The sequence below is a fragment of the Halobacillus sp. ABR2_026 genome, from assembly GCF_056158545.1.
Genome location: NZ_JBSWTM010000001.1, coordinates 3,065,875 through 3,077,994 on the forward strand (window position 1 = coordinate 3,065,875; position 12,120 = coordinate 3,077,994).

The 12,120-nt window shown below is 45.9% G+C and carries 15 protein-coding genes; all 15 read right to left on the minus strand.

All coding sequences use genetic code 11. From position 1 onward, the window contains the following. The 15 genes from ACXADE_RS15895 to ACXADE_RS15965 all read right to left on the minus strand — a co-directional run bounded on the left by ACXADE_RS15895 (position 1) and on the right by ACXADE_RS15965 (position 11,922). Positions 1-1,542: a flagellar hook-associated protein 2 gene (locus ACXADE_RS15895; RefSeq protein ID WP_474981407.1), complete on the minus strand. Its 1,542-nt coding sequence runs from the start codon at positions 1,540-1,542 to the stop codon at positions 1-3. Between the two features lie 12 nt (positions 1,543-1,554). Further along, the gene (flaG, locus tag ACXADE_RS15900; RefSeq protein ID WP_474981408.1) at positions 1,555-1,911 is read right to left on the minus strand and encodes a flagellar protein FlaG; all 357 of its coding nucleotides are present in this window, start codon (positions 1,909-1,911) and stop codon (positions 1,555-1,557) included. Positions 1,912-2,121: 210 nt separating this feature from the next. Beyond that, the gene (locus tag ACXADE_RS15905; RefSeq protein WP_425484301.1) at positions 2,122-2,256 is read right to left on the minus strand and encodes a flagellin; all 135 of its coding nucleotides are present in this window, start codon (positions 2,254-2,256) and stop codon (positions 2,122-2,124) included. A 310-nt stretch (positions 2,257-2,566) separates the two neighbouring features. Then, complete coding sequence (locus ACXADE_RS15910) at positions 2,567-3,712, minus strand: flagellin N-terminal helical domain-containing protein (RefSeq protein ID WP_474981409.1); 1,146 nt, start codon at positions 3,710-3,712, stop codon at positions 2,567-2,569. 123 nt (positions 3,713-3,835) lie between these two features. Beyond that, on the minus strand, positions 3,836-4,063 hold the full coding sequence (gene csrA / locus ACXADE_RS15915; protein ID WP_474981410.1) for a carbon storage regulator CsrA: 228 nt from the start codon (positions 4,061-4,063) through the stop codon (positions 3,836-3,838). Further along, positions 4,050-4,496, minus strand: a complete 447-nt coding sequence (fliW, locus tag ACXADE_RS15920) for a flagellar assembly protein FliW (RefSeq protein WP_474981411.1) — start codon at positions 4,494-4,496, stop codon at positions 4,050-4,052. Before fliW ends, csrA begins: the two co-directional genes overlap by 14 nt. 2 nt (positions 4,497-4,498) lie before the next feature. Further along, a complete protein-coding gene (locus tag ACXADE_RS15925; protein WP_474981412.1) occupies positions 4,499-5,050 on the minus strand; it encodes a DUF6470 family protein in 552 nt (183 codons plus the stop codon). A 63-nt stretch (positions 5,051-5,113) separates the two neighbouring features. Then, on the minus strand, positions 5,114-6,007 hold the full coding sequence (gene flgL, locus ACXADE_RS15930) for a flagellar hook-associated protein FlgL (RefSeq protein WP_474981413.1): 894 nt from the start codon (positions 6,005-6,007) through the stop codon (positions 5,114-5,116). Between the two features lie 11 nt (positions 6,008-6,018). Next, a complete protein-coding gene (flgK, locus tag ACXADE_RS15935) occupies positions 6,019-7,575 on the minus strand; it encodes a flagellar hook-associated protein FlgK (protein ID WP_474981414.1) in 1,557 nt (518 codons plus the stop codon). A gap of 18 nt (positions 7,576-7,593) precedes the next feature. Next, entirely contained in the window at positions 7,594-8,085 is a 492-nt protein-coding gene (locus tag ACXADE_RS15940; protein WP_474981415.1) for a flagellar protein FlgN, read from the minus strand. Between the two features lie 18 nt (positions 8,086-8,103). Next, a complete protein-coding gene (flgM, locus tag ACXADE_RS15945; RefSeq protein WP_474981416.1) occupies positions 8,104-8,364 on the minus strand; it encodes a flagellar biosynthesis anti-sigma factor FlgM in 261 nt (86 codons plus the stop codon). A gap of 85 nt (positions 8,365-8,449) precedes the next feature. Further along, positions 8,450-8,863, minus strand: coding sequence for a TIGR03826 family flagellar region protein (locus ACXADE_RS15950; RefSeq protein WP_474981417.1), 414 nt, complete (start codon positions 8,861-8,863; stop codon positions 8,450-8,452). A gap of 75 nt (positions 8,864-8,938) precedes the next feature. Continuing rightward, positions 8,939-9,499, minus strand: coding sequence for a ComF family protein (locus ACXADE_RS15955; protein WP_474981418.1), 561 nt, complete (start codon positions 9,497-9,499; stop codon positions 8,939-8,941). Positions 9,500-9,600: 101 nt separating this feature from the next. Then, positions 9,601-11,016: an ATP-dependent helicase ComFA gene (locus tag ACXADE_RS15960; RefSeq protein ID WP_474981419.1), complete on the minus strand. Its 1,416-nt coding sequence runs from the start codon at positions 11,014-11,016 to the stop codon at positions 9,601-9,603. Between the two features lie 60 nt (positions 11,017-11,076). Further along, on the minus strand, positions 11,077-11,922 hold the full coding sequence (locus tag ACXADE_RS15965) for a DegV family protein (protein ID WP_474981420.1): 846 nt from the start codon (positions 11,920-11,922) through the stop codon (positions 11,077-11,079). Positions 11,923-12,120 lie beyond the last annotated feature (198 nt).

A 12,120-nucleotide genomic window follows, 5' to 3' on the forward strand; every position in this document is an offset into this window, starting at 1 on the left:
TTAACCGAAGTTCTGCATAATATAGGCAGACTGCTGGTTCATTCTTTGAATCGCTTTTTCCATCGCACCGAACTCACGCCAATACCTGTCCTCGATTTGAACGAGACGGTCCTGGAAGTCATCCATTTCCTTGTTCAAATCTTCTATCCGGCGTCCAAGTAAAAAGGTGCTGTCAACCGTGGTAGATTTACCCGCTTTTTTCTCAATCGACTTTACCGTCTGATCAATCGTCTGTTCCAACCGGCGGGCAACTCCTGGATTCTCATCTGTCCCTGAAAATAATTGATGCACAGACTCAGGATCCTTACTGAGCGCCGTCCGCAAATCATCTTCATCAATGAAGAGCTTGCCACCATCTCTATAGTTGGAGGAGGTCGTTATCCCGATCTCTGACATCATTTTAAATGCCCCGTCATTCTCAACCGGCGTATACCAGTTCGTACGCATCTGGTTCAGTCCGCCTTCAATGACTGAATCATTTCTGAGCATACCACTCTTCGCTTTCTCTTCCCACAGCTCAATTTCCCGTTCTTCCATATCTTCCTTCTGCTTTTCCGTCAAAGGAGGGAAATCACGGTAGCGCTTTTCATCCGTCTTTTCATTGAGCTGTTCAATGACCTTGTTATACTTTTCAACAAAAGCCACGATTTTATCAATGGCATCATCGACGTTGTTGGACACATTAACTTTGATATTTCCGTCGGTCACATCATTGAACTGAAAGTTGACGCCGTTAAGGGTGTATTGGTTGGAGTGAGAAGTGATTTCAAGGCCATTATTGTAAGTGAATTTGGCATCTTCTCCACCTTTTTCATTTAACTTCCAGGCGCCGGACGAATTGTCTCCGTTTTTTATATCTAATGTTGTTGATAAAAATTCCGCATTTCCATCAAAGCCGATTTCGGCTCCCAAGAATTCATTTTCGTTCTGGTTAAAGTTTCCTGTCACTGTTCTTTCAATCATCACTTGATCTGCGCTTTTATCATAAAAAGCTCGAACACCTAAATCAGAATCGCTGATTTCAGAAAGTATGTCATTCAATGATTTATCTCCAGTGACATCAAAAGATTGAGTATTCTTTGAACCATCTTCATTATATGTTGTGATAGAGAACGTTTCCCCCAACGTCAACCCATGTTTGAAGTTTCCGGTTTGAGTACTTAGGTTGGCGTTTGGATCTAGAGTTTTTCCATCTGATGTAATAGGATTTCTACTATAATTATAAGCAGAAGTAGCCACCTGCTCTACGCTAAGGGTATAGTCCCCGTTGCCCGCGGATGCCGTTGCCGTCGCAGTCACAGCAGAGCTTGAGGATGTGACATTTTTGGAATTGAACGTCCGCTCTAATTTCATATCAAAAGCGAGCGTATCCAGTTCACTCAACTGCTTATTCACATCACGATACGCATCTCTTTGATACGTCAGCCAATTCCGATCCTGCTCCATTTTGTTCAAGGGCTGCCGTTCGGCACGCATCAAATCATTGACAAGCTTATCAATATCCATGCCGGAGGCTAAGCCCCCGATTCGCATATCACTCATTATTTCACCTACTTATATTTTTTCATCTACGATCATTCCGATAGACTCTATAATCCAAGCATACAAATCCAGCATCTTTCTAGGCGGGATTTCCTTTATTACCTGGTCCGTCTGATTATCGACGATGGTAACATAATATTCTTCAAGTTTTTCGTGAAATTGAAAGCGCAGGGAGGTTTCCAGCTTTCTCAAAATTTCATTCATGGTATCTGTCGCTTTCAATACCCTCTCTTTTTGTTCCTGAATAGTACCTTTATATTTAGAAGTTTCATTTTCGTTTATTTTCTCCTGAACCGATGAACTGCTGCCATGTTGTCCTTGATTTTTCTGCAGAAGTTGTGAGTGGGATGAAATATTTCTCACATTCACCTTCAACAACTCCCCTTTTTATTTAGTTTCTTTTTATATCGGATGAGTGAGATTATTGTTAAGTTATGAAGCAATAAATGAATGGGGGATAGGTAAGTAGTAATAACGTGAGTACATTTAGAATTTAACAACAAACATTAGCTTTATGTACAATAATAAATTTCAAATAGAAAAAGGACCTCAAATCTGAGGTCCTTTTGGTAAAAAGTATTAACGTAGAAGTTGAAGAACTCCTTGTGGCATTTGGTTCGCTTTTGCAAGCATTGCTTGAGAAGCTTGAGACAAAATAGATGATTTCGTTTGGTTCATCATTTCCTTCGCCATCGTGCGAACATTTACTTTCATAAATGACCAGACTATATCTTCACCCTTTTATAAAAGGGGTCGGGCACTTCGGATTCACAATGCTGATGATCAATTGTTTCACCTACGGATTTCATCACCTCTAGCGGTGGTTTATCCTAGTCGTTGAACCTTCTCCACTTTTTCAAGACAGGAGCTTGGCTGCTGATTGCCCAATCTTTTCTTTTTTTTCACCCTCACGTCTGTCGTTTCCAACTACGTTGTGGTAAGAAAAGTTCTCAGGGGTTTCCAGCAATTCACCCGATTGTAATCGCTAACCGTTACCAGTTAGGACGACTGCGCTTTTTGCTGCTTAGGCAGCTAAAGCATAATCTACGTCACGGATACGTGATTCAGATGCTGTAAGATTCTCAGAAGAAGTACCAAGGTTGTTAATGGTGTGTTCAAGTCTGTTTTGATTAGCACCTAGTTGAGAACGCTCAGCTGACACGTCCTCAATTGCTGAATCTATAGCAGTAATTGCAGCTGCTGCGCTGTCAGCCGTAGATACATCAAGGCCATATTCCGCCCCTGCATTATCAGTTCCATTTGTTACTTCTTGGTTAGCAGCAAAACCGCTTCCTGATGTAGTTGATGAAAGTCCTAAAGCTACAGATCTCATATCGCTAATTTCAAGTGTAAGACTTTGGTTTTCATTTGCTCCAATTTGGAATTCTAGTCCCGCGCCAGCATCTGATCCACCAGCTAAATTAGTTGCAGCCACTGTTCCAGATGTTGGAGGAGTTGATGTCCAAGTAGCGTCTGCAGATACAGTCCAATCAGATACATCCACACCATCTACAGTTCCTAAACCTTGAATTGCACTTTCGATTGCGGACGCTGCGTTATTACTTCCTGTAGTTCCATCTAAATTGACAGTAATAGTGTCGCCTGATGAAGAAACACCGAACGCTCCTCCTGAAGTCATCTCTACTTTAATATTATTAGCATCTGCACTTCCACTACCATCAGTGATTGTTATGATACCAGCACCCGAATCCAGCGATACAGCCCCTGCTTGAGCTGCAGTACCTGATGTCTTCTCACCGTTTAAGAGGTTTTGAGTATTGAACTCAGTAGTGTTACCAATTCTATTGATCTCAGATGTCAGAGAGTTAACCTCTTTTTGGATTTCTGCTCTGTCTTCAGCAGTATTCGTATCGTTGGAAGATTGTACAGCTAATTCACGCATTCGCTGAAGAATTGAGTGCGTTTCATTTAAAGCACCTTCAGCTGTTTGAATAAGTGATACACCATCTTGAGCATTACGACTAGCTTGATCCAATCCGCGAATTTGCCCACGCATTTTCTCAGAAATCGCAAGACCAGCTGCATCATCCGATGCACTATTGATACGAAGACCAGAAGATAGTTTCTCCATTGAATTTGACTGGGCATTGTTTGCCTGCCCTAGCTGGCGGTAAGTATTTAGCGCCGCAATATTATGATTAATTCTCATTTTTAAAATTCCTCCTTGAAATAAGTGACCCCACATCCTTGTGTGGTCCTCTAGTTACAAAACAAAGCCGGCCGACTTATGTAATGTTTTACATTACTTATATCGACCGACTTCCCAATTGTTTTAATCTTTTTTTGCATTTTTTAATAGATTCAACAGATTTTCCGACACATTTGCGGCTTTCCTATTCTCTTCTTCAATCGCCGCATACACTTCCTGACGGTGGATGCTGATATGTTTCGGTGCGTCAATCCCAAGTTTCACCTGACCGCCTTCCACATCGAGGACGGTAATGGTAACATCATCTCCCACCCGGATGGATTCTCCTTGCTTTCGATTAAGAACGAGCATGAGACTCACCGCCTTTTCCATAGGACATCAATGGATGCTTCGTATGGTAATCCGTTTCGTTCAAAATCAACTGTTTCGCCTTCCACTGTTTCGTGTTCATGACAATCGGCGCCTTTAGATTTAGAGTGGATTTTTCAAAAGGATCTTGCAGTGTAACGACATTGTAGACGGCAACGTCTTCCTCCGTTTGAATCCCCAATTCTTCTGCATCAATATCAAACGCATAGTCTTTAAAGAATACATACGGGTTTGTAACAACAAGAGAGACCCCTGCTTCATCTACTGACTGTAGGGCAAAGTATGTACCAAGATCGTCTACAGGGAGCAGGATAAAGGAGTGATAGTTTTCAAAACCCGGGAGGCCGTTCGGAAAGTCGATCAGCTTTTCTTGTTCTACATCCACCTCACCAAAATACTTCGTTTCAACTTTCATCTTTACACCTTCCAATCTATTTTCAAGTTTGGCATTTGTTCCATCGTCACGTTCACGTTCCCCGGTTGATAATGGTGCTCGGGGTCACGTTTCCTCGTTTCAATGGAGGGTTCCCGCCGTTGGATATCGATATGCGCTTCTTCCGGCTGGTATTTGATGTCGACGAGATCATAAGCAGGTCTTCCGCCAGGTTCGAATGTAAAATCGAATCCTGCGTTCCGCTCGGCTTGTGCGGCGATTGGGTTGCCGCCGTTTTCGATCCGCATCATTTCATCTCCTTCTTGAGAGACGCGGGCGATTCCTTCCAGCCACTGATTTTTTGCCATACCGACGAGTTCTTCACTTCGAACAAGGACGTTTTTCAAATCAAGGTTATGCCAGGCGTTCGTCTGGTCGATCGTCAGCTTGCCGGGACGCTGACGAATATCCATCTCTGCCTGTGGCTGCTGGATCGATTGTTCGGCTTTATATTGACGGATGGTTCGCTCGGGCTTTTGTATGTTCAAACCAATACGTCCGGGCGTCGACTGGATGTTCAGTTTAGGTATCGTCATCATCACACCTCATTTCCTTGTCCATTCAAGAAAAATAAGACTGTCTCGTATGGAGACAGCCTTTTATCTTAGGAAATCCATCAGTGTCGGTTGAATGATTCTCGCCCCGACGCCCATGGCCGCTCTATGGATACTTTCCTGGGTCTTTAAATCGGTGATCACTTTTTCGATGTCGGCATCTTCGTTATCGGACATCATCTTCGTGGCACTGACTTTTTGAGTTTCCAGACGGTCTTCCACTAATTCGACCCGGTTCATCCGGGCGCCCAAGTCGGCACGCTCATTGACGATATTTCCGATGTGACCGTCAAACTTGCCAAGGAAATCGTCTAGTTCACCTTTCGTGGCATCTCCTTCCAAGGCCTGTGCAAAATCATCAAGATCTTTGAACAAGTCCTGGTTGAACACTCGGCCCGGCAGGACATTGGCTTGAAGTTTGACACCAGAGGATACCTCGATTCTTACTTCATCTTCCGTAGTTGCAGTCGGAATCACTGTATCTTCAAGGGCATTAAGATCCGCAAACGGCGGATTCGTCGTATCACCGCCATTGAAAATGTACTTGTCGTTCACCTTTGTATTGGCAATTGTTCCAAGGTGCTCCTTTAACTGTCGGATCTCCTTGGCAATGTTTTCACGCTGCCCTTCTTCATACGTTCCGTTGCTTGCCTGAACCGTCAGCTCACGAACACGCTGCATCGCCTGGGTCGCTTTGTCCAGGGCGGAGTCACTGTTGTCCATCCAATTGTGGACTTCACCGATATTGCGCTGGAACTGTTCGACTTCTGTTACCTGCTTACGATAGTTGATCCCTTTCATCGCTACAACGGGGTCCTGAGACGGACGGGAGATTTTTTTCCCTGTCGACAATTGATCCTGGTATTTCCCCATGTTGTCATAGCTGTTGCTCAAATTGCGGAGCATGTTGTTCGAAAGCATCGATTGTGTTACGCGCATCGTTCATTCACCTACCTTCCGACTCTACCCATTTGATTAATGATTTTATCCAGCATCTCATCCACGACCGTGATGTTCCTTGCAGCAGCATTATACGCATGCTGAAACTTAATCATGTTGGACATCTCTTCATCAAGAGAAACGGAACTGACGGACTGCCGCTGTTCACTGACAGAAGCTTTCAGAGTTCCTGCGTTCCGTGACATCCGCTCCGCTTCCTGTGTTTCAACGGCCATCGTTCCGATCATCGATTCGTAATAGCTGTTCAATGATGTTTCTTCCCCAAAATAATCTCCATTTGCAGTGTTCTGTACCTCAGAGAGCGCCAAGGCATTTTCGCCGTTCCCCGCCTGGTCGAGGGACGCAGCAGCGATATTGTCTACATCCGCCCGGATTTCATCGGAAATCTTCAAGGTACCGGCAAGACCTTCCACCACATCTCCAGCGGCAGGGGGTGTTGTTCCAATGTCAAAGAAGTTCGGAACTTCTGCACGGTCTCCGCTAATTGTATTCAACGATTCTCCCTGCTTGTGAACAGCATTAAAGGAGGTCGCAAAACCAGTAGCCATCCGGTCCAGGTCACTAAGCATCTGCTGGTAGGTACCTTTGGACTCTCCGTCCTGTATGTAGCCACCGGATTCAATTAAACCTTTCAACTTCCCTTGAGAGCCGAACTCGTCAATCGAATAGGCCTCTCCCCCTCCGAGTTGAATGCCATTCGCAAGAGAACCACCGTTTTCATACTGAACGTTCATCTCATTTACCGTATTCGCCGCTCCATCTACAAGGACTGCTTGTGGCTCCAGTGGCTTTCCGTCAGAATCCACGATAGTTACCGACGCTTTCCCCATGGCGAGTGGATCGGCAGATGTTGGAGCATCTTCATACTTCACATCAATGTTGACATGTTGAGATAATTGATCAAGGATTCGGTCACGTTCATCATACAGATCGTTCGGTACCATTCCGTGTGGTTCCACTTCTGCAATCTGCTGGTTGATCCGGTTCACCTGATTGGCGAGAGAATTGATTTCTTTAACGGTGACGCCTGTCTCCCGCTTGATATCTTTCTGCTGGGCCTGCAGCGTGTTGGACAAGTAGTTGAAGGTCTCGGCAACGGCCTCTCCCCGTTGACGGACGACCGAACGTGCTCCTGAATCTTCCGGGTTCACCGATAAATCCTGGAGAGATTCCCAGAATCGGTCCATCGTACGCGCTAGACCATCATCGGACGGTTCATTCATCACTGCTTCCAGTCGGCCGAGTGCATTGCTGCGGGTATCGTAATAACCTGCTTTGCTGCTTTCCCCGCGGTATTGAAAATCGAGGTATCCGACACGTACACGTTCGATGGAGCCGGCCTGCACACCACTCCCTACTTGACCGGGAATTTCCGGACGGTTCCGGGAAGCAGGTGGATACGGACCCGTCTGTTCAAAGTTTACCCGCTGGCGGGTATATCCTTCTGTATTCGCGTTGGCAATATTATGCCCTGTCGTATATAAAGCGGATTGTTGGGTGAAGAGTCCGCGCTTTGCGACTTCCAATCCGTGAAACGTTGATCCCATGATTGCTGCTCCTCTGCTTTAAGCTTTTGAATCGAAAATCGAACGATCAGCCGTGCTGCGGTTGCTCTTCTCGTTCCCTCCATAGTTCACGGACTGAAGGGTAGGCTGAAGAAGATCGAGAGACATATTGATAAACTGCAGAGATTGCTGAGTTAAATCTGTGTTCAGCTGCTCCTGCTGTTTTAAGTCTGCCAATACAAGAATGAGCTTCTCATAAGCATTTTCCAGCTCCTCTTTTTCATCCCCTTCCAGGATTTCAATCATCGCTGAAACGGTCTTCCTGTCCTGAGGTACCTCTTGCTGTGAGGCCCACTCGTCGACAGCCTTCTCTCGTTGTCCATCAACCTTCCCAATCGCCTGCACATGCTTTTTTTCCTGAATCAACAGCTGTTGAATGTCTGTGACATCATTCGTCTTCAAAGCTTCTGTTTTCTTCATGGACAAAGACAACAGGCTTTCATGCAGCTGTTGAAGCTGATTCATATGGTGAATGACCATTTGGATCGTCATGATGATTCTCCTCTATCTTTACTTGGACCAAAAATCAAGCATCTTCTTAGCCGTCGCCTGGGCATCGACGTTGTAATTTCCTTTATCAACATCCGATTTCACTTGTTCGACGAGCTTTTTCCGTACAGCATCGCTTTTCCCGGATTCCTGCATCTGTTTGGCTTCATTAGAAATCTCAATTTTATCGGTGTTCTGTTTTTTCGGTCCGACTTCTGCCTGTTTATTCAGTTGTTTTTGATATGGGTTCAAATTCGTATGATTCGGGCCGTTGATTTTCACGCCAGTCACCTCTTTTCCTCCGTCTGTCTATTAATCCTTATATCGGCAATGGATGTGGAAGTATAAATCATGCTTATGATTCATTTCACCATGAATAATAAGTCCTGTTTGCCTTTTCACGTTCCTCTTTTTCTTTTTTCGCTTTTAATGTTTCCTTACGCTCCTGTGACTCCAGTCCTTTTTGAATCGATGCTTTACATTCGTTACACAAACGTTCCTCTCTAATCGGTGCCCCACACTTTTCACATGAATAGCTCACATTTGGAAACTGGGCGGGATGCAGGCGTTTCTGTTTGACGAACTCCCGGATCTGACTTTCAGAAACACCCGTACCCTCTTCAATCTGTTCGACTGTCGCGGTCCGGTTCTGTTTCCTTCGTAAAAAGGAATAAACGGTTTGAAAGTCCTTTTCCTCCTGCTTACGGCACTCTGGACAAACGTTGCTCGATCCTTTCAAAAAAAGGGTGTTGCATCGTGAACAATTGGCTAAATCCCCCATCACATCGTCCTCCATATTCTCTATTTATCTATTATATCGGCAGAGGGATGTAGATTCAAAAGTCCTATTCCCTATTCAGCGGAAAATCGTAAAGGAAGAAACGGAAGGACACCCCCTATTTTTCAGTAAAGCTGCCAGGTGACGGACCGTTCGGCCGGTAGTATATATATCATCGACGATCACCACAGGTTCTGTGACGGGCTGGAGCAATCGGAAGGGGTTCTCTGCTTCCATCCTGTCCTTCCTCCCCCGCTTCGACTGCTTTTCAGTGTGGGAACGTTCGAATAGGAGGAGGGGAGTCTCTCCTAGCAGCCGAATAATGGCTTCGGATTGATTGAACCCGCGCTCCTCGAGACGCTCCTCACTTAAAGGTACCGTCACTACATGCTTCCCTTTGTAACCGGAATTGAACCAGGATTGGAGTAATGCATCTTGAAGCACATGGACCAGCACATAATCCCCGCGATATTTCCAACGTGCAGAGAGCTCCTTATTAAAGGCATTGTAGGGAAAAACGGAAACATTGCGTTCCAGGAGGCCCGGATTTCTTTTCTCCCATTTTTCACAGTCCTGACACACCTCGCTATAATTCGGACGATGGCAGAGCGGACAGCAGGAGGAAGTTAGTAGCTCCATCCTGTCCTCACAGTCCCGGCATAGCTTTTTCTGGATCGGCGGTTTCCAAAACGTGCTCCACGTCACATCTGGAAGAACATCTACGCTGCAAATATAACACCTCACAGCTTTCGTGCCAGCCTGTTCATATAGCGGATCGATTCGACGGCATCCAGCATGTCATCTGTTTTTCCCGCGTGATAAAAGAGGACCTCTCCCGTCGGATCATGAGGGCTCCGGCCTGCCCGCCCAGCGATTTGTACAAGCGCCGCTTCATCAAAAACGACGTGTCCGGCATCCATGACGTAGACATCAACGGATGGAAACGTCACCCCGCGTTCTAATATCGTTGTTGTAATAAGGACACGGTATTTTTTATCTCGGAACGCCTGGATTTTACCAGCTCTTTCGGCATCTTCCGCATGCACAGACTGAACTTCCATCCCTCTATGTTGTATAAAAGCAGCGACTTGTTCCGCACTTTTAATGGACGGGAGGAAAATGAGCAATTGCCGTGCCGTCTGTTGTTGGTCCATAATTTGCTTCATCAGTTTCGGTGGAAGCTCTCCTTTTTTCAAAAAACGATGCAAGGAAGGCGTCAATTTCAAGAGGGGGACGGGGAGAGGTTGTCCGTGGAAACGCTGGGGAATGAAAACAGCGGGAAGGTCCCTGCTTCGGATCTTTCGCTTCTGCTTTTTCCTTGGTGTGGCGGTTAAATAGATGAGAGAGGCATCAGGTTTTGCTGCCCGGCGGCTGGCGTAATGAAGGGAGGGATCGCTGTGGAAAGGAAACGCATCGACCTCATCGATGACCATGACATCAAAGGCATGAGCAAATCGAAACAGCTGATGAGTGGTGGCGATTACGAACGGAGCGTTCCCCACTTGATAAGGACTGTCCCCGTACAACGCCTGAATAGGAACATGAGGAAAAGCACTTTGTAAACGAGGGAGCAGTTCACGAACGACATCTGTTCTCGGCGTCGCCAGGCAAAAGCGCTTCCCATGTTCAAGTGCCGCTGTAATGGCTGGAAAAAGGATTTCGGTCTTTCCTGCTCCGCACACGGCCCAGACCAACTTTTCGCCTTGGCCGTTCTGGATGAGTGTCACTAGTTCATCGGCAGCTTTTTGCTGGTGAACTGTCAGTTCTCCCTCCCAGCGGCACGGATTTTTATAATCCGGCCACTTGTAGGTAGAGGTTCCGTAATATAACGGCTGACACTCCATCACCCGGCCCATTTGAATACAGGACCGACAATAAAGACAGGCTGGACTGCAGTTGGCGTGCGGCATTTTTGCAAACAGGTAAGCCTTTGTGTTTCCGCAGCGACGGCACCGATTTCCCCAGGGGAATGACTCGATGCTTTCGACTTTTGTTAGGACTTTTTCGTGAAGGAGTTGTTCAATCTCATCATTTTCGTAACGGAGGTCATCGCGCAGCAGAAGTTTGCCGGATAGAGAGGGATAATCATGAGGAGAATTCACATGAGGAATCCAGGAGAAATCATCGTGAAGGTATTGCTTGAAGGTTTGGAACATGGAATCACCATCCTTTAGAAAAGTAGAGCCTGTTTGAGTCTCACAAACAGGCTCTACTTCTTAGGAGTGGCGGTACCAGCCGAGGCCCATCGCCCCTTCACCAAGGTGCGTGCCGATAACAGGCCCGAAATAACTGAGGACAACTTCGACGTTGTCGTGTTTTTCTTCCAGCTCTTTTTTCAGTTCAGCTGCTTCTTCCGGGCGGTTGGCGTGAATCAGGCAGGCTTTATATGTGCCGCCTTCTTCCACCTTTTCTTCAAACAGAGTTGTGATTTTTTTGATCGCTTTTTTACGCGTCCGGATTTTTTCGTAAGGGACGATTTTCGTGTCTACGAAATGAAGGACCGGCTTCACTTGAAGGAGACTGCCGACGAAGGCCTGCGCTCCATTTAAACGACCGCCACGTTGAAGGTGGCTGAGGTCATCGACCATGAAATAAGCACTCATCGTTTTCTTCATTTCGTTCAGCCTGCTGAGAATCTGGTCTGGCGTTGCTCCATTGTTCGCTAATTCAGCTGCTTCCAATGCATAAAATCCCTGCATGTGGCAGCTGATCTCTGAATCAAACACATGGACTTCGACTTCCTCCACCATTTCGCCAGCGGTGACCATTGCCTGATACGTGCCGCTGATGCCGCTCGAAAGATGGATGGATATGACGGCATCATAATCCTGAGCCAGTTCTTCCAGCTTCTCTGTCATACTGCCGATCGATGGCTGGGACGTTTTCGGAAGCTGTCCGCCTTCTTTTACCATATCGTAAAAATCATCGGCGTTAATATCCACTTCTTCCTGATAGGATTCGTGACCAAAAATTACATTCAACGGAACCATATGTATATTGTTGGCTTTTCGTACATCTCTCGGAAGGTAAGCCGTACTGTCTGTGATTACCGCTGTTTTCATCCGATCCAACTCCTTGTTTTCTTTATCGTTTCTATCTATGAATATATGTAGGTTCATTTCCGATATTCTCTCTATCTATTTTACATGAAGCCGCCCTACAATGCACCCACAATTCCCAAAACAGTTGTCCGCATGTCTATATTTGGAGTACCAGGTCATCCATATTATGGATGACCTGGTACTCCAAATAATTCCATT